19 protein-coding genes are annotated in these 17,315 nt (G+C 63.0%); 7 read left to right on the forward strand and 12 right to left on the reverse strand.

Features of this window, described 5'->3' with window-relative positions; all coding sequences use genetic code 11:
* Positions 1 to 18: 18 nt before the first annotated feature.
* Positions 19 to 2,202 (forward strand): GumC family protein, encoded by a 2,184-nt coding sequence (locus tag ACIQUG_RS00915; protein WP_402316501.1) that lies wholly within the window; start codon positions 19 to 21, stop codon positions 2,200 to 2,202.
* A gap of 54 nt (positions 2,203 to 2,256) precedes the next feature.
* Here the strand turns inward: ACIQUG_RS00915 and ACIQUG_RS00920 are convergent, their stop codons facing one another.
* From ACIQUG_RS00920 to ACIQUG_RS00930, 3 genes are all read right to left on the reverse strand, one after another.
* Positions 2,257 to 3,501, reverse strand: a complete 1,245-nt coding sequence (locus tag ACIQUG_RS00920) for a GNAT family N-acetyltransferase (protein ID WP_402316504.1) — start codon at positions 3,499 to 3,501, stop codon at positions 2,257 to 2,259.
* Between the two features lie 140 nt (positions 3,502 to 3,641).
* Positions 3,642 to 4,382, reverse strand: a complete 741-nt coding sequence (locus ACIQUG_RS00925; protein ID WP_402316507.1) for a metallophosphoesterase family protein — start codon at positions 4,380 to 4,382, stop codon at positions 3,642 to 3,644.
* A gap of 33 nt (positions 4,383 to 4,415) precedes the next feature.
* Positions 4,416 to 4,628, reverse strand: a complete 213-nt coding sequence (locus ACIQUG_RS00930; protein ID WP_043611500.1) for a DUF2842 domain-containing protein — start codon at positions 4,626 to 4,628, stop codon at positions 4,416 to 4,418.
* Between the two features lie 173 nt (positions 4,629 to 4,801).
* Between ACIQUG_RS00930 and ACIQUG_RS00935 the strand changes: the two genes are divergently transcribed.
* Positions 4,802 to 5,905: a COX15/CtaA family protein gene (locus ACIQUG_RS00935; RefSeq protein ID WP_402316510.1), complete on the forward strand. Its 1,104-nt coding sequence runs from the start codon at positions 4,802 to 4,804 to the stop codon at positions 5,903 to 5,905.
* Between the two features lie 77 nt (positions 5,906 to 5,982).
* On the opposite strand, the gene argC is transcribed toward ACIQUG_RS00935, so the two are convergent.
* The 3 genes from argC to ACIQUG_RS00950 all read right to left on the reverse strand — a co-directional run bounded on the left by argC (position 5,983) and on the right by ACIQUG_RS00950 (position 8,946).
* A complete protein-coding gene (argC, locus tag ACIQUG_RS00940) occupies positions 5,983 to 6,915 on the reverse strand; it encodes an N-acetyl-gamma-glutamyl-phosphate reductase (protein ID WP_192447293.1) in 933 nt (310 codons plus the stop codon).
* Between the two features lie 150 nt (positions 6,916 to 7,065).
* On the reverse strand, positions 7,066 to 8,028 hold the full coding sequence (gene speB, locus ACIQUG_RS00945) for an agmatinase (RefSeq protein ID WP_402316514.1): 963 nt from the start codon (positions 8,026 to 8,028) through the stop codon (positions 7,066 to 7,068).
* A gap of 126 nt (positions 8,029 to 8,154) precedes the next feature.
* On the reverse strand, positions 8,155 to 8,946 hold the full coding sequence (locus ACIQUG_RS00950) for a phenylalanine 4-monooxygenase (RefSeq protein ID WP_402316517.1): 792 nt from the start codon (positions 8,944 to 8,946) through the stop codon (positions 8,155 to 8,157).
* Positions 8,947 to 9,059: 113 nt separating this feature from the next.
* Here ACIQUG_RS00950 and ACIQUG_RS00955 point away from each other — a divergent pair, with 113 nt between their 5' ends.
* A complete protein-coding gene (locus ACIQUG_RS00955) occupies positions 9,060 to 9,533 on the forward strand; it encodes an Lrp/AsnC family transcriptional regulator (protein ID WP_192448278.1) in 474 nt (157 codons plus the stop codon).
* A gap of 36 nt (positions 9,534 to 9,569) precedes the next feature.
* Here ACIQUG_RS00955 and ACIQUG_RS00960 read toward each other — a convergent pair whose 3' ends face one another.
* The 4 genes from ACIQUG_RS00960 to ACIQUG_RS00975 form a co-directional block, all read right to left on the reverse strand.
* A complete protein-coding gene (locus ACIQUG_RS00960) occupies positions 9,570 to 9,908 on the reverse strand; it encodes an antibiotic biosynthesis monooxygenase family protein (RefSeq protein ID WP_402316520.1) in 339 nt (112 codons plus the stop codon).
* A gap of 102 nt (positions 9,909 to 10,010) precedes the next feature.
* On the reverse strand, positions 10,011 to 10,478 hold the full coding sequence (gene rpsI, locus ACIQUG_RS00965; RefSeq protein WP_043611468.1) for a 30S ribosomal protein S9: 468 nt from the start codon (positions 10,476 to 10,478) through the stop codon (positions 10,011 to 10,013).
* A gap of 2 nt (positions 10,479 to 10,480) precedes the next feature.
* The gene (rplM, locus tag ACIQUG_RS00970) at positions 10,481 to 10,945 is read right to left on the reverse strand and encodes a 50S ribosomal protein L13 (protein ID WP_043611469.1); all 465 of its coding nucleotides are present in this window, start codon (positions 10,943 to 10,945) and stop codon (positions 10,481 to 10,483) included.
* A 223-nt stretch (positions 10,946 to 11,168) separates the two neighbouring features.
* Complete coding sequence (locus ACIQUG_RS00975) at positions 11,169 to 11,600, reverse strand: PaaI family thioesterase (RefSeq protein WP_402316524.1); 432 nt, start codon at positions 11,598 to 11,600, stop codon at positions 11,169 to 11,171.
* Positions 11,601 to 11,768: 168 nt separating this feature from the next.
* Between ACIQUG_RS00975 and ACIQUG_RS00980 the strand changes: the two genes are divergently transcribed.
* A complete protein-coding gene (locus ACIQUG_RS00980; RefSeq protein WP_402316527.1) occupies positions 11,769 to 12,590 on the forward strand; it encodes an enoyl-CoA hydratase in 822 nt (273 codons plus the stop codon).
* A gap of 3 nt (positions 12,591 to 12,593) precedes the next feature.
* Here ACIQUG_RS00980 and ACIQUG_RS00985 read toward each other — a convergent pair whose 3' ends face one another.
* Entirely contained in the window at positions 12,594 to 13,430 is an 837-nt protein-coding gene (locus ACIQUG_RS00985) for a DMT family transporter (protein WP_192447288.1), read from the reverse strand.
* Between the two features lie 186 nt (positions 13,431 to 13,616).
* Between ACIQUG_RS00985 and ACIQUG_RS00990 the strand changes: the two genes are divergently transcribed.
* The 3 genes from ACIQUG_RS00990 to ACIQUG_RS01000 all read left to right on the forward strand — a co-directional run bounded on the left by ACIQUG_RS00990 (position 13,617) and on the right by ACIQUG_RS01000 (position 15,927).
* Positions 13,617 to 14,045, forward strand: a complete 429-nt coding sequence (locus tag ACIQUG_RS00990) for a CoA-binding protein (protein WP_402316530.1) — start codon at positions 13,617 to 13,619, stop codon at positions 14,043 to 14,045.
* 203 nt (positions 14,046 to 14,248) lie between these two features.
* Complete coding sequence (locus ACIQUG_RS00995) at positions 14,249 to 15,532, forward strand: O-acetylhomoserine aminocarboxypropyltransferase (RefSeq protein WP_192447286.1); 1,284 nt, start codon at positions 14,249 to 14,251, stop codon at positions 15,530 to 15,532.
* 50 nt (positions 15,533 to 15,582) lie between these two features.
* The gene (locus ACIQUG_RS01000; protein ID WP_043611473.1) at positions 15,583 to 15,927 is read left to right on the forward strand and encodes a cupin domain-containing protein; all 345 of its coding nucleotides are present in this window, start codon (positions 15,583 to 15,585) and stop codon (positions 15,925 to 15,927) included.
* Between the two features lie 39 nt (positions 15,928 to 15,966).
* On the opposite strand, the gene ACIQUG_RS01005 is transcribed toward ACIQUG_RS01000, so the two are convergent.
* The gene (locus ACIQUG_RS01005; RefSeq protein ID WP_402316534.1) at positions 15,967 to 17,205 is read right to left on the reverse strand and encodes a cytochrome P450; all 1,239 of its coding nucleotides are present in this window, start codon (positions 17,203 to 17,205) and stop codon (positions 15,967 to 15,969) included.
* Positions 17,206 to 17,315: the final 110 nt, after the last annotated feature.

Here is a 17,315-nt window from a genome sequence, read left to right on the forward strand (position 1 = left end):
AAGTTCGGAGCGACGAGCATGTCGGGAAACGGCAGCGCACAGCAGGATGTGGATATCGACCTCGGCGGCCTTTTTCGCGCCGTCTGGGATCGGCGCGTCAAGGTTTTGCTCGCCACCGTCGCTGTGGCGGCGCTTGCTTTCGGCGCAGCAAAGATGATCGCGCCGGATTACCAGAGCGAAACCCGCGTGCTGATCGAATCGCGCGAGCCGGAGTTCAGCGGCCCCAACCAGGCCTCCCAGGCGGGAGCCGACCGCGTCTTCGACGAATCCGGCATTCTCAGCCAGGTCCAGGTGCTCAAGTCGGCCGACCTCATCAAGCAGGTCGCTCGTAACATGAAGCTTTACGAGCTCAAGGAGTTCGATCCGTCGTCGGCGCCCTCTGCGCTTTCCGATCTCCTCGTCATGCTCGGCCTGAAGAAGAACCCGCTTGAGATGCCGCCCGAGGAGAGGGTGCTCAAGGAATTCTCCGACAAGCTCCAGGTCTATCAGGTGGAGAAGTCGCGCGTGATCGCGATCGCCTTCACCTCGAAGGACCGCCAGCTTGCAGCCGCCGTGCCCAACGAGATGGCGAAGGTCTTCCTGGCGCTTCAGAGCGGCGCAAAGCTCGATACCAATTCCGAGGCGACACGCTGGCTCGAACCCGAGATCGCCAATCTGCGCGAGAAGGTGCGCGACGCCGAAGCGAAGGTTGCGGCCTATCGCGCCTCGTCCGATCTGCTGCCGACCGGTGAAACCACCAACTTCGCGACGCGGCAGCTTACGGATATTTCGTCGGAACTGGCGCGAGTGCGCGGCGAGCGCGCCAATGCGGAAGCGCGTGCCGCCGGCGTACGCTCGGCGCTGGCAAGCGGCCGCGCGCCGGACACCATTGCCGATGTCGTCGGCTCGCAGATGATCCAGCGGCTGAAGGAGACGGAAGCGAACCTGCAGGCGCAGGTGGCGGACCTCTCGACCACCCTGCTTGACGGGCACCCGCGTCTGAAGGCGCTGAAGTCGCAGCTCGAAGGTATCCGCGGCCAGATCAGCACCGAGACCCGCAAGATCCTGACGAGCCTCGAAAACGAGGCGAAGGTCGGCGAACTGCGCGAACAGCAGCTCGGGCAGCAGTTGAATGCGCTGAAGGCACAGTCGGCGCAGGCCGGCGAAGAAGAGGTGGGGCTGCGCGCGCTCGAGCGCGAAGCGACCGCGCAGCGGCAATTGCTGGAGACCTATCTCGCGCGCTATCGCGAGGCGACATCGCGCACCGTGGAGAATGCGACGCCGGCCGATGCACGCGTCATTTCGAGTGCCGTGGTTCCGACCGGCGCGAGCTTCCCGAAGGTACTGCCGATCACCATCGTTGCAGCGCTTGCCACATTCCTCCTGACCTGCATTGGCATCATGCTCGGCGAGCTTTTCAGCGGGCGAGCCTTGCGGCCGGTTTCAGCTACAGGCGAACGGGCACCGGTCCGGCCCCGTCCGGCGCTTGCCGCAAGCGTTGCCGATTTGCCGCCGGCGCAGATGGCTGAGGCATCGCCCGTCATTTCGTCCGCAGCCGATGACGCAGTCGACTTGCTACCTGCGGCGGACGTGTCGCTTGCCCGGGACACGGAGGAGGAGGCCGCCGAGGCGGATTTCTCGATCGAAGCCGTCGCCGAGCATCTGCGTGCCACCAATGTGCGCGTTGCGATTTCGGTTTCGCCCGGCGGCGACGAGGGCTCCACCGCGACCGTGATGCTCGCCCGGTTGCTCGCCGAAGAAGAATTGAAAGTCGTGCTGATCGACCTGACGGGCTCTGCCTGCCCGACACGACTGATGGCGCGCTCGCAGCAGCTTCCGGGGATCACCAATCTCCTGGCGGGGGAGGTGCCCTTCACGGACACGATCCACGCCGACCGCTTTTCCGACGCGCACATCATCCCCCAAGGCGACGCCGATCCGCGCCAAGCGATGCGTGGCATCGACCGGCTGAAGATGATCATCGACGCCTTGACCAACGCCTATGATCTCGTTCTCCTCGAATGCGGCCCTGCCGATGAAATGGCCGTGGAGAAGATCGCCGGTCGCGATGGCGCCGAAATCATCCTGTCGGCACCGTCGGTGAGCGACGAGCGGATCGTCGAGGTACTGACCGGCTTCGGCGCGGCGGGCTACCGCGACATCGTGCTGATGACCGGCCAGGTGCAATCGGACCCCGAATACCCGGACCGCGACGCGGCGTAATGGCGGCGCGGGCCTCTGCCGCAAAGCGCAGGGACCGTGCTCTAAGCTGGATGATCAGTCGGCGCTGTTGTCGAAGGTCTTGCCTTGCCTGCGCCGTCGCGTGCGCTGAATGCGGCCATAGACGGCCTTGTTCGCCTTGATCGCCCTTTTTGCCCTCACGACGAGGTAGTGCCGCAGACCTGCGAGCCGGCCAGCGAGCGTCACCGGCAGCACGATATCGCGCAACGGCGTTTCGATCGTGCACCACGAGCGCTTGTAGGGCTGGTCGCCCACGCCGAAGTCGAACAGGCGCACGCCTTCGCCCGATAGGCGCTCGATCATGCGGTAGAACAGCAATTCACCCGGGCTGGCGTCGCCGGCCATCGCTTCGTCGATCGACCCGAACTGGCAGATCACGTGATCCGCCTTGCGCGACAGTCCGGCGACGGCGACGATCCGGCCGTCATTTTCGCCTCGCAGGCGTATGGCATTGAGTTCCATGAGCTGAACGTCGTCGTCCACGCGGGCGGCGAGCGCATGGAAAAACGCCTGCGTTTCCGGATCCTGGAAGACATCGGGAAAGCCGAGCGTGGCAAATCGCGTCGCCTTCTGCCGAAAGAAGGTGTCGAGCAGGGCTTGGGCCTCGTCGCTCGTGCGGGCGACCACATAGTCGTAGCCGCCCATTTCAGCCAACCGCCGTTCGGAAATGCGCATCTTCTTGCGCCGCCGCTTGGCGTTGAGCTGGGCCAGTGTGGGCTGAATGCCACCGAGAAGGGGAAGCTGGAACGACGGGTTGGGATTGGTAACGCCCGAAAACAGGGCGAAGGGGCTGGGGTCGCCGCGCCAGTCGTTCGGCAGGCGATCGAGCATGACGATGTCGGCCAGGCCGCGCAGTGCGTCGCAGATGGCGCGGGCAAGCGCGTCGGCGAGCGCGGGCGTGGTGATGATGGCCGCGGCGTTGTGGGCAAACAGCCCGGTGTTCAGGTTGCTGTGCTCGGTTCCGATCAGTCTCGCCGTTCGAAACACGCGTCCGCGCGCCACTTCCAGCGGCAGGATGAGCAGGAGTTCGCCATCGAATGCAATCCGCAGGAGAGCCAGGTCGCTGGCATGGGTCGCAGCCCAGGCGCGGCACCAATGATAGGCATGGTGCAGCGAGTTCCCGGGAAGGGTGTCGAGCATGCGCCACTCGGTTTCGAGTGTCTCCATGTCGCGGTGAAGCGAGATTTCGAAGCGGCCGGCGGCATCGGTCGGATCTGCGCGCAAGGACGCATGCGCGCGGCGGTCACCGGAGCCATCCATGGTGAGTTCCGAGTTCGTCATCGCAGGTGCCGTCCGGTCCTTGTTGCGGAGAGATTGAACCTCAAACCCGCTACGATCGCTTTAATTCGGGAGTGCTTATGAAGGTCGACTGGCAATAACCGGCGAACGCGGTTAGCAAAGCGTGAAACGAAATTGACGCCTCACGCGATGAAGCCGGTTGCCAACACGCTGGCCCATTCCAGGCGGTAGCGGCGGGCCGCAAGTTGCGACATCGCCGTCCAGTTGTAGGTCACGCTGCGAAAGGTCACGTCCCATTCCGTCTTCGACTGCTCGACGATGGCGTAGCGCGCGTGTGGGGATCCGGCCTCGACCTTGTGGGCCACCGGCCGGCTGTCGGTGTAGCCGGGGCAGCCGACGCTGCCGGGGTTGACGACCAGGCGTCCGTCGGAGAGGCGGACGACGCGAGGAAGGTGGGTGTGGCCGCACAGGATTACCGGATAGTCGATCCCGACAGCTTCGGCCTCGATGGCCGAACGCGCGGCCCTATGAACCGTGCCGTCCGCCGTCAGGGCTTCGAGCCAGTAGGTCTCATCGTCGGTCGGGGTCGCATGGCAGAGGAAGAACGTTTGCCTGTGGACGTGTGCGACGGGCAGGGTGGCCAACCACTCGCGGTGCTCCAGCTTCAATTCATCGAAAGCCGCGCGATCGGAGAGCCCCATATCGCGCGGATCGACCGTCAACAGGTAACGGTCGTGATTGCCGCGGATCGAGGGGATCGCCCGTTCCATCAGGATGTCTGCCGTGCGCGCGGCGTTGAGGGGACCGCTCAGATGATCGCCAAGATTGACGATATCGGTAATCCCTTGTGCATCGATGTCGGCGAGCACAGCTTCGAGCGCAAGATCGTTGCCGTGGATGTCCGCGATGACCGCAAGTCGCATGGGCGTCCTCCCGAATGGCTACCGGATCGAGGATCAACGATCCCGAGCGGGCTTTTCCATCCATTTGATGATCAGCATGGCCGGCAAGATCCAGAGCAGGCCGGTGAAGAAGAAATAGGCCAGGTGCACGTACCAGGGAGCGGCGCCGAGCAGCAGCGAGGCGAAGGTAACGGCGGCAAGCGCATAGACGACGACGAGGATGATGATCAGGATCGTGCCGATCAGCTTTCTGAGGCGTACGGGCATTTCATATCTTTCACAGGGGCAAATGCGCGCGGAGCGGCCGCGACCGCATGCCGCAAAGGTTTCGGCCTTGTTTTGCATGCCGCTCTGGTGCAAATCAACGGCTTTCCGAAAGGTGCGACCGTTGATCCGTCCGGTTGCGCCGCCGACAACCCTGCGACACCAGAGGGAACATGATGGCCGGCGTCGAAATGGCGACTGAACAAATGCTTCGAAACGAGATCGGCAGGACCGACCGCAACCGCCGGCAGATCCGCGGCTGGCTGGCGGTCGTGCTGTTCACTCTCTTTGCCCTGGTGCTCGTCGGCGGCGCGACGCGCCTTACCGAATCAGGCCTCTCCATCACCGAATGGAAGCCGATCCATGGCGTGATCCCGCCGCTGACGGTGGCCGAGTGGGAAGAGGAGTTCCAGCTCTACCAGCGCATTCCGCAGTATCAGCAGATGAACAGCGGCATGACGGTCGACGAGTTCAAGACGATCTTCTGGTGGGAATGGGCACACCGCCTGCTCGCGCGCACGATCGGCCTGATCTTCGCGCTGCCGCTTGCCTATTTCTGGTTCACCGGAAAGGTCGAGCGCAAGCTGCGCATGCCGTTGCTCGGGATCCTTGCGCTTGGCGGTTTTCAAGGTTTCATCGGCTGGTGGATGGTATCCTCGGGCCTGGTGGAGCGCACGGAAGTGAGCCAGTACCGGCTGGCGACGCATCTCGTCATCGCCTGTCTGATCTTTGCCGCCTGCATGTGGATCTTCCGCGGGCTCAGTCGGCATTCGAATGAAGCGGCACCCACCGACCGCTCGCGCAAGATGGCCATGATCATCGCCATCTTCAGTCTTTTCCAGATCTATCTCGGAGCGCTGGTCGCTGGCCTCGACGCCGGCTTCAGCTACAATACCTGGCCGCTGATGGATGGCGCAATCATCCCGCAGGACCTGTTCCTGCAGCAGCCTTGGTGGATCAACCTGTTCGAAAACCCGAAGACGGTGCAGTTCGTCCACCGCATCGGAGCCTACGTGCTCTTTGCCTTTGCGCTGATGCACATGATCGCCTCGCTGCGGGCAGCACCCGAAACCACCCATGCGCGCCGTGCGGTGCTCCTGTTCCTGCTCGTCTCGGCACAGGCGGTGATCGGTATCACCACGCTGGTGCTGCAGGTGCCGATCGGCTGGGGTGTGGCGCACCAGGGCGGCGCCCTCGTTGTGCTTGGCTTTGCCATCGCCCATTGGCGCGGATTCTACGGCGAGTATCCGCGGCCGACGGCGATCGAAATGCGCGACTGACGCCCGGCGAAATCCGGAAAAAGAAAGACCCCGGCGAGCGGCTCGCCGGGGTCTTTTGTTTTTCAGCCGATTGCCGATCAGGCCGACAGCATCAGGTCCATGTTCTGGACCGCCGCGCCCGAGGCGCCCTTGCCGAGATTGTCGAGCAGGGCGACGAGGTTCACATGGTTGCCGCCAGGGGTGCCGAAGACGAAGAGCTTCATCGTGTCCTTGCCGGCAAGCTCGGTGGCGTCGATGCGGGCGAGCTTTTCGCTCTCCTGGAGCGGCACGACCTCGACGATCGACTGGTCGGCATAATGCGCGACGATCGCAGCGTGGATCGTCTCGAGTGTCGTACCGGCGGCGAGGTCCTCGAGATAGAGAGGCACCTGGACGATCATGCCCTGTGCAAACTTGCCGACGGAGGGTGCAAAGACCGGTGCGCGGTCGAGCAGGCCGTGCATCTTCATCTCGGGCACGTGCTTGTGCTTGAGCGTCAGGCCGTAGAGGAAGTGCGGTGCGCTGATGTGGTCGGCATTGGTCTCGTCTTCCATCTGCGCGATCATCTGCTTGCCGCCGCCGGTGTAACCGGAAACCGCATTGACCGTCACCGGATAGCCGTCGGGCAGGATGCCGGCCTGGCGCAGCGGCCGGATCACGCCGATCGCGCCGGTCGGATAGCAGCCGGGATTGGCGACGCAACGGGCGCTGCGGATCTTCTCCGGCTGCGCCTTGTCCATTTCGGCAAAGCCATAGGCCCAGTCAGGCGCAATCCGGTGCGCGGTCGAGGTGTCGATGATGCGGACCTTGTTGTTGCCCGAGACCATCGAAACCGCCTCGCGCGAGGCGTCATCCGGCAGGCAGAGGATTGCGATGTCGGCGTCGTTCAGAAGATCTTCGCGCATCGCGGCATTGCGTCGTTCCGCTTCCGGAATGGAAAGCAGTTCGAGATCGCTACGGCCGGCCATGCGCGTGCGGATCTGCAAGCCCGTGGTGCCGTGTTCGCCATCGATGAAGATCTTCGGTTTCATGATTTTCCCGTTCTGCCAGACAGTTAGAAGCCGTTCCGGAATCACTCTGGCATAGAATTGAATCAGTTTCTCAACAGGTCGGCGGAGCGCCGCCAACCCCACCTTTTCTATATAAGCAGCCGCCCTCCATCGCAACGGCAACGGTCGTCTTCAGCGAAGCGGCGCGCGCTCGGCAAGTTTCTCCGCATGCAGCCCCAGCATATACATCGCGACGGTCGCACCGGCGATCGCCGTGATGTCGGCGTGGTCGTAGGCCGGCGCCACTTCGACCACGTCGCTGCCGACCACCGTCAGCGCGCCGAGCTTGCGCAGGACGGACAGGATCTTGGCGCTCGACGGGCCGCCGGCGACCGGGGTACCGGTGCCGGGCGCATAGGCCGGGTCGAGGCAGTCGATATCGAAGGTGAGATAGGCCTTGCGCTCGCCGACCTGCCTTATGATCGTCTCGGCGATGTCGCCGGCGCTCATCTCCTCGACGTCGTAGCCATAGAGAATGCGGATGCCGCAATCCTCGGGCGCGTGCGTGCGGATGCCGATCTGGATCGAGGCTTCGGTGTCGATCAGCCCTTCGCGCGCCGCACGCCCGACAAAGGAGCCATGGTCGATGCGGCCGCGCTCGTCCGACCAGGTATCCTGGTGGGCGTCGAACTGGACGAGGGCGAGGGGACCGTGCAGCGCCGCCTGCGCCTTCAGGATGGGATAGGTGACGAAGTGGTCGCCGCCGAGCGTCTGCAGATAAGCGCCGCTCCTGATGATCTTGGCCGCTTCGCGTTCGATCGTTGCCGGCGTCTTCGAATGGTTGCCGTAGTCGAGCAGGCAGTCGCCATAGTCGACCGTTGCCATCTCCGCGAAGAGATCGCGGTCGAACGGGTACTGCGGATCGTTGTCGAAGATGGCCGAGGCGCGGCGGATCGCCTGCGGCCCGAAGCGGGCGCCGGGACGGTTGGACGTGGCGGCGTCGAAGGGAATGCCCCAGACGACGGCATCGACGCCCTTCAGCTGCTTCGAATACTTGCGGCGCATAAAGGAGAGAATGCCGGCATGGGTCGGATCGGACGCCGCCGATGTCAGTGAGCGCGCCGTCAGCGCATGATCGATTGTCCTATTCGCCATATCCCGCCTCTGCCTCGGAGCCGGACAGCGCGCATCCTCTGCGCGCATCCGCTCAAACCTGTGGTGGCGGAAGGTTGGACAATCGTTGCCGGCAAGGCAAGGCCCTGCCGGCCGTTTCTTCGGCGATTATGAAGCCTTGGCTTCGTAGGTCGGGGCGAAGTCGCCAAGCGCCTTGGCTTCGGTGATGCGCGCGGCGATATCTTCCTCGATGATCGTCTCGAGCTGGGCGAAACTGTCGATCACGTAATAGATCGGCTGGACGATATCGATACGATAGGGCGTCCGCAGCACGGTCATCAGGTCGAAGGGACGAAACTCGACACCTGGGGTTCCCATCGCATTGCGTGTCTCGTTGGGCGAAGACACGATGCCGGCGCCATAGCAGCGGCGACCCTTCGGCGTGTTGATCAGGCCGAACTCGACGGTGAACCAGAAGATCCGGAACATATGCCAGGAATAGCCCTTGCCGAGCGAAACCGCCTTCTCGCCGAAGCGGCGCACGAAGTTGGCGTAGCTCTGGTTGGTGAGCAGCGGGCAGTGGCCGAAGACCTCGTGAAAAATGTCGGGCTCTTCGATGTAATCGATATGCTCGCGGCGGCGAATGAAGGTCGCCAGCGGAAACTTGCCCTGAGACAGCAGTTCGTAGAAGCGGGACGGCGGAATGAGGGCAGGTACACCTTCGACGCCGAAGCCGGTGGTTTCCGCGAGGCGCCGGTTCACGTCCTTCAATTGCGGCACGTGATCGGGGCCGAGATCGAGCGTCTTTGCGCCTTCCAGATATTCGTCGCAGGCCTTGTCGGCGAGCAGCGTCATCTGCCGCTGATAGAGCTCGCCCCAGATCGCATCTTCTTCCGGGGTGTAGAGATAAGTGCCGTCCGGTTCCGGCAGTTTGGCCGTGTAGCTGCTTTCCTTCGTCATGACGTCTCCTCATTCGTCAGATGAACTCTCCTGTTGCAATTGTATCGCGGATGGAGCGAGTATTTGTTCCACAGTTGCCAGGTGGAGGCCTGATGGCGGGAGGAAAATTCGAAATGCCGTCCGATGTGAAAGAAAATCTTCAGCCCGTTCGAAAGCTGCTACGGCTGATTCAGGCCGATAGCGGCCAGTCTCTCTCCGATCTCGCCGAAAAAGCCGGCATGTCGCAAAGCTCGGCCTGGCGACGGCTGCAGGAACTGGAGACGGATGGCGTGATCCGCAAGCGCGTCGCGCTGCTCGATCCGGCAAAGCTCGATCTGAAACTCTGCATCATCGCCCATGTGACGCTCGAAGATCACCACGATGAGGCGATTGCCGCCTTCTCCGCCGTCGTGCGCGAGCGGCCGGAGATCATGGAGTGCTACGCTTTATCCGGAACGTTCGACTATATGCTGAAGATCCGCGCCAATGACGTCGAAAGCTACGATGCCTTCATGACACGGTACCTGATGCGCAATCCGCATGTGCGCACGGTGGTGTCGAGTTTCGTCCTGCGCGAACTCAAGTCGACGACGGAGCTGCCGATTTAAGCCGTTCGCCAGTGGCGGCCTTACCCCGCGGGAGAACTACGAGCGCTCGAACCCGTATTGGCGTTCGATCTTGCCGACGCGCACCTGGTAATCCTCGTACCAGCGCTCGCGGCCGAGCCGCTGGGCCGTCAGGTGGCGGACGTTGTTTTTCCAGGCAGCGATGCTCGCCTCATCGACCCAGTAGGAATTGGTGAGGCCGAAGCCGTCGGCGCCGCGAACGCTTTCCAGGCCGAGAAAACCCGGCTGCTCGCGCGCAAGCCGCTCCATTTCGTCTCCCATGTTGTCGTAGCCGTGATCACCAGCCGTGCGCCGCGAGGCAAAGGTGACGATGTAATAGGGCGGCTCTGGGGTCTTTGCGACGGGAGAAGTGGTCATGCGGTGCCTCAAAGGCTCGACGTTGCGGGATATGGTGCGTCGGATGATAACAAAAAAAGGCGGAGCAAAGCCCCGCCTTTCCAAGTGTCGCAGTTGAAGCGATTAACGCTTCGAGAACTGGAACGAACGACGTGCCTTCGCACGGCCGTACTTCTTACGCTCGACCACGCGGCTGTCGCGGGTGAGGAAGCCACCGCGCTTCAGGACCGAGCGCAGGCCCGGTTCGAAGTAGGTGAGTGCCTTGGAGATGCCGTGACGAACGGCACCGGCCTGGCCGGAAAGACCACCGCCAGCAACGGTCGCGTCGATGTCGAACTGGCCGTCACGGGCAGCAGCGACGATCGGCTGCTGCAGGATCATCTGCAGAACCGGACGGGCGAAGTAAGCCGCGTAGGGCTTGCCGTTGATGGTGATCTTGCCGGTGCCCGGCTTGACCCAGACGCGGGCGACAGCGTCTTTACGCTTGCCGGTCGCGTAGGAGCGACCCTGGGCGTCGACCTTCTTGACGTGAACCGGAGCAGCCGGTTCCGCGGTCGTGGCGATGTCCTTGAGAGCGGAAAGGTCAGCCATTATCAGGCGCTCCTTGTGTTCTTGCTGTTCAGCTTGGCGACGTCGAGGACGGTCGGCTGCTGTGCTTCATGCGGGTGGTTGGCGCCTGCGTATACGCGCAGGTTCTTCATCTGGCGACGGCCGAGCGGACCGCGCGGAACCATGCGCTCGACGGCCTTCTCGAGGACGCGCTCCGGGAAGCGGCCTTCGATGATCTGGCGCGCAGTGCGCTCCTTGATGCCGCCGGGGTAGCCGGTGTGCCAGTAGTACTTCTTGTCGGTGTACTTCTTGCCCGTCAGAACTGCCTTCTCGGCGTTGATGACGATGACGTTGTCGCCGTCGTCAACATGCGGGGTGAAGGTAGCTTTGTGCTTGCCGCGCAGGCGGTTCGCGATGAGGGAAGCGAGGCGACCAACAACGAGGCCTTCGGCGTCGATGATGATCCACTTCTTCTCCACCTCTGCAGGCTTCTGAACGAAGGTTGCCATATCAAAATCTTTCTTTGGACCCGAGCGGCGAACCGCTGGGCGTTTCTTGTTGCTTGGTTTTGCCCGGTTTCCCGGGCAAAAGAGAAAGCGGCCCGTAAGGACCGCGATCTGCGGCAGCTTATACGCAAGTGCGAAACAAGCGTCAAGAACGCGGAATCTGCGCGACGGAAATAAAATCAATTAAAAACAATATGTTACTTGTGCGGTATTTTGATACCACAAATTATCGTGGCGGAATCGAATAGGTCGCCGTGGCATGCGCGACAAGGTCGTCGTCGCCAACCTTGACGATCGATGCGTCGAGAACGGCAAGCCGCTTGCCGAGTTTGAGGATCCGGCAGGTGCATTCGAGCGGTTCAGGCTCGGGCTTGCGCAGGAAGTTGATGTTGAGATTGGTGGTGACGGCAAGCGCAACCGGCCCGATATGGGCGATCAGCGCGATATAGGCGGAAACGTCGGCGAGTGCGAAAAGGGTAGGGCCGGAGACGGTTCCGCCCGGCCGGATATGCCGTTCGTTCGGATCGAGCCGCATGGTGGCAAAGCCCGGACCGACCGCCGTGACATGGAAGACCTTGCCGTCGGTGTGGACCTGCGGGAAATCCGTGTCGAGGAACCGGTTGAGGTCGTCGACGGTCATGATCGGCTCAAGGGGCATGCATCGCATCCTTCAACATGTCTGCCCGCCACCTGAAACCGACTGATGGCCCGACGCAAGGCGGAAAATGGTCGTAGGCGGAATGCGTCAGCGGGTGTGCCTGTCGGCTTGCACGGCACGCGCGTCCGGCGTACCACCAAGCCAAAGTTCAAGCTCCAGGAGAAGAAGATGGCCGACGTCGTATCGTTCAAGAAGGAAGAGCCGAACGGCCTGCTGCTGAAAGATCGTTCGGGGCCCGTCTTGCGGCTGACGCTGAACAACCCGCCGGCCAACGTGCTGTCGATTGCCATGATGGAGGCGCTGCACGCCGAGTTCGATGCGGTAGCAACCTCCAAGGACATCAGGGTGGTCGTGCTCGCCGCGACCGGCAAGCTATTTTCCGCCGGTCACGATCTGAAGGAAATGACCGCGCGCCGCGAAGACGACGACCGGGGCCGGGCCTTCTTCGAGCGGACGATCCGCCTCTGCGCCGATCTCATGCTGAAAATCACGCAGCTGCCGCAGGCCGTCATCGCCGAGATTGACGGCCTGGCAACGGCAGCTGGCTGCCAGCTGGTTTCCAGCTGTGACCTTGCGATCTGCACCGACAGCTCCACCTTCTGCACGCCCGGCGTCAATATCGGTCTCTTCTGTTCGACGCCGATGGTCGCGCTCACGCGTGCGGCGCATCGCAAGCAGGCGATGGAAATGCTTTTGACCGGCGAGACCATCGACGCCTCGACCGCCAAGGATTTCGGCCTCGTCAACCGCATCGTGCCGCAGCAGTACCTGCGCCAGGTGGTCGACAAATACGCTGCGGTCATTGCCTCGAAGTCGCCGCAGGCGCTGAAGATCGGCAAGGAGGCCTTCTATCGTCAGGCGGAGATGGACCTGCCGGAGGCTTACGACTACGCAGTCGGCGTCATGGTTGAGAACATGCTGGCGCGCGATGCCGAGGACGGCATCGGCGCGTTCCTCGGCAAGCGCATGCCGGAATGGAAGGAAGACTGACGCTCAGGCGAGTTTCAGGAGCAGGGCGCCGAGCGCGATGACGCAGGCAGCCGCGATGCGCCAGGCGCTGACCGGTTCTTTCAGGAACACGACCGAGATCACCACGGCAAAGAGGATCGAGGTTTCGCGCAGTGCCGCGACGGTCGCGACCGGCGCTTTGGTCATCGCCCAGAGCGCCAGGCCATAGGCGCCGATCGAGCCGGCGCCGCCGATAAGGCCCCGCCACCAGTTCTTGTAGACGTGGCGGGCGACTGGCTTGATGCCACGCCGGGCAAAAGCCCAGGTGAACAGCAGAACCGGCGGCAGCAGCGCCATCCACAGCGTGTAGGAGATGGCGTTGCCTGAAACGCGCGCGCCGATACCGTCGACAAAGGTGTAACTTGCGATGACGCAGGCATTGAGCAGGGCAAGCACGATCGCGTTCTTGCCGCCCTTGCGCGACTCGAAGGCGAGCGTCAGCACACCGGCAGAGATCGTCAGGATACCGATCATCGTTCCGAAGGTGAGCTTTTCGCCGATCAACGCCCCACTGGTCATCGCGACGATCAACGGTGCCGCGCCGCGCATCAGCGGATAGACAAGGCCGATGTCGCCGGCGCGATAGGATGCGGCGACGAGTTGGAAATAGGCGAACTGGAACAGTGCCGAAACCAGGATGTATGGCCACGCTTCCGGTTTGGGCAACGGCATGAACGGCAGGAAGGGGATGGCGACGGCTGCGGCCCCGAGCGCGATCATTGCAGCGTCGAGCGACTTTTCCGTTCCCGCCTTGACCAACGCATTCCAGGTCGCGTGCAACAACGCCCCGAACAGGACGAGCGCAATGACTTCAACGGGCAAGATGAGACCTCGGAAAACGATGTGGCAGGCTTTGTGATGCTTGTCGCGCCGCACGGGCGCAAAAGCAACCGGAAAGTCTTGCAGAAGCGGCAATCTTTGGCGGGGAACGAACGGCCCGCACGGTTGACTTGGCCGGCCTCGCCATCATTATACGACCGTTTAACACGAACGGATACGAAGCCGCAGATGAACCACGACGCTTACCCGGACTATTATCTCGCCGATTTCCTGCGCGAGACCAAGACGATCGCCCTTGTCGGCGCTTCGCCCAATCCTGAGCGTCCGAGCCATCGGGTCATGGCGTTTCTGTTGCGCAAGGGTTACCGGGTGATCCCGATCAATCCCGGGCATGTCGGCAAGAGCATCCAGGGCCAGGCCGTGGTCGGCCGGCTTGCCGATATTAAGGAGCCGATCGACATGGTCGACGTCTTCCGCGCTGCCGACGCCCTGCCGGCGCTCGTCGATGAAATTCTCGCGCTGGAGACGCTGCCGAAGGCGATCTGGGGCCAGCTCTCGGTGCGCAACGATGCTGCTGCGGCGAAAGCGGAAGCCGCCGGCATCAAGGTGGTCATGGACCGCTGTCCGGCGATCGAGTACCCGCGTCTGATCGGCTGATCCCGGTCGGCGCATCGCCGGCGGACCACACAACCGTCAGTTCTTGAAAAATCCTCTTTGACCGCATGCGTAGGCTCTGGAATAGTGCCGCGGCTTGCGCGCTCAACCGCGCGAGCACGATAGCGGTTCACGCGTAGATTCAAGGTGATAGAGCGCCCCGGCGCGCAGGCTGGCGGCCGCGCTCTGGTCATGGGAGGGACGAAATGACGAAAGACAATCCGGGTTTCAACACGCTCGCAATTCATGCGGGGGCGCAGCCCGACCCGACCACGGGTGCACGGGCGACGCCAATCTACCAGACGACGAGCTTCGTCTTCAACGACACTGACCATGCCGCGGCACTCTTCGGCCTCCAGCAGTTCGGCAACATCTACACCCGCATCATGAACCCGACGCAGGCAGTGCTCGAAGAGCGCATCGCCGCGCTTGAAGGCGGCACTGCGGCACTCGCCGTTGCCTCGGGCCACGCCGCACAGCTTCTCGTCTTCCACACGATCATGAGCCCGGGCGACAACTTCATCGCCGCAAACCGGCTCTATGGCGGCTCGGTCAACCAGTTCGGCCACGCCTTCAAGTCCTTCGACTGGCAGGTCCGCTGGGCCGACCCCGCCGATCCGGCTTCCTTTGAGGCGAAGATCGACCGGCGCACCAAGGCGATCTTCATCGAGAGCCTCGCCAATCCCGGCGGCACCTTCGTCGATATCGCGGCGATCGCCGAGGTCGCCCGCAAGCACGACCTGCCGCTGATCGTCGACAACACCATGGCGACTCCCTATCTGTTGCGGCCGCTGGAGCATGGCGCCGATATCGTCGTGCACTCGCTGACGAAGTTCATCGGCGGCCACGGCAACTCCATGGGCGGCGTCATCGTCGATGGCGGCACCTTTGACTGGTCGAAGTCCGGAAAATACCCGATGCTGTCTGAGCCGCGTCCGGAGTATGCCGGTGTCGTGCTGCACCAGACCTTCGGCAACATCGCCTTCGCCATCGCCGCACGTGTCCTCGGCCTGCGCGACTTCGGCCCGGCGATCTCGCCGTTCAATGCCTTCATGCTGGTGACTGGCTCCGAAACGCTTCCGCTGCGCATGCAGCGCCATTGCGACAACGCGCTTGCGGTCGCCAAGTGGTTGAAGACGCACGACAAGATTTCGTGGGTCAACTATGCCGGGCTTGAGGACGACCCCAACCACGCGCTGCAGCAGCGCTATTCGCCGAAGGGCGCCGGTGCCGTCTTCACCTTCGGCCTCAAGGGTGGCTACGAGGCGGGCAAGCGCTTCGTCGAAGGGCTGGAAATGTTCTCGCACCTCGCCAATATCGGCGACACGCGCTCGCTCGTCATTCACCCGGCCTCGACCACCCACCGCCAGCTGACGCCCGAGCAGCAGGTGGCGGCCGGCGCCGGCCCCGACGTCGTGCGCCTCTCGGTCGGCATCGAGGATGTCTCCGACATCATCGCCGACCTCGAACAGGCGCTGGCCAAGCTCTGAAACTCTAGCCGAGAAGGGCGCGCCAGCGCGCCCTTCGCAAGGGTGCCAAGATGACGAATATGCAGAAGTTCGACCTGTCCACCGTTGAGGCGGAAACCGGTACACCGGCGGCCGACCGGCTCATCTCAGGCGCGCCGCAGTTCAAGACCTGGAACCTGGAGGAGGCCGAAGGTGGCCTCTATGCCGGGGTCTGGGAATCGACGCCCGGAAAATGGCGGATCGTCTATGAGGAGTGGGAGTATTTCCACATCCTCTCCGGTTATTCGATCCTCACGCAGGATGGTGGCGAAGCGGCGCATCTGCGCGCCGGCGACAGCATGATCCTGCGCCCCGGGTTTGAGGGCACCTGGGAAGTCGTGGAGACGACCCGCAAGGACTATGTCATCCGCCTTTAATCGCTGCGGCACCGGAGACCCATGGGGCTTCGGTGCAGCTCACCAGGCGAGGTCGAGGCGTTCCAGTCCGTGGAAATGAAACGCGTCCTTGACCTCGGGCTCGGTCTTCAACCGCATGCCCGGCAGGCGCCGAAACAGGATCGGCAGCGCCAGGTTGAGCTCCAGCCGGGCGAGCGGCGCGCCGATGCAGAAATGCAGGCCGGCTCCGAAGGAGACATTGGCGCCTTCGTCGCGCGTCGGCCGGAAGGCGTTCGGGTCGGTGAACTTCTTCGGGTCCACATTCGCCGCTCCGAGCAGCAGGCCGACCTTGTCGCCCTTCCGCAGCATGACACCTTCGTCGAGTTCGATATCCGACAGCGCGTAACGCTGGAAAATATGCAGCGGTGCGGCAAAGCGCAGGCATTCCTCGACCGTCAGCGCGGTTGCTGCATCCGTCGCAAACAGGTCTTTCGCTGAAAGTCCGGATTGCAGGACCGTCTTCACAGCATTGCCGATCTGATGCACGGTCGCCTCGTGACCCGCATTGAGGAGGAGGGCGGTGGTCGAGACCAGCTCCGCGTCCGACAGTCGCTCGCCGTCCTTTTCCGAGGTGATCATGTGCGTCAGCAGGTCGTCCGCGGGGTTGCGACGCTTCTCTGCGATGATGCCGCGCAGATAATCGGCAAAATCCGCGGACGCCTGGTTGGCGTCGAGTTCGGTCTCGTAGCTGGGGTTGAAGACATACATCCGAACCATGCGATGCGACCAGTCGAGCAGATCGGGCGCTGCCTCGACGGGAATGCCGAGCATGCGGGCGATGATCGTCACGGGAAGCGTTTCGGCAAAGCTCTTCAGCAGTTCGACCTCGCCGTCATCTGCAAAGCCGTCGATCAGGGTATGGGACAGTTGCTCGATGTCTGGCCGCAGCTGTTCGATCTGCCGCGAGACGAAGGCGCGGTTGACGAGCGTGCGCAGTCGGGTGTGTGCGGGCGGTTCGAGCTCCAGCAGCGAATGTTCCTCGAGCGCGTCGAATTCCTTCAAATGCGGTTTCGGCGCCGGTAGTCCAAGTTCGTCGCGCGTCGCCACATGCAGGATCTGCCGGCCGAAACGCCGGTCGCGCAGAAGCGCGTTCACCTGATCGTAGCCAGCGAAATACCACTGCTGCCGTTCCTCCCAGAAGAAGGCCGGGCACTGCGCATGGATCTCGGCATAGGCTGCGAGCGGGTGGCGGTAGAAGGCTGGATTGCGCGCGTCGATGGAAACGCGCCTCAGCGCGCGGTCGATGGAAATGGCAGGCATGGCAGGGGCTCTTCGCGGACTTCAATGGCCCCTATGTCTAAGGGAATCGCGGTTCGGCCGGCAAGCGCGGATATCGCACCCATCGGGGCGTTGACAGCAGGTGCCATGGC

The sequence above is a fragment of the Ensifer sp. NPDC090286 genome, from assembly GCF_044769565.1.
Lineage (GTDB): Bacteria > Pseudomonadota > Alphaproteobacteria > Rhizobiales > Rhizobiaceae > Ensifer.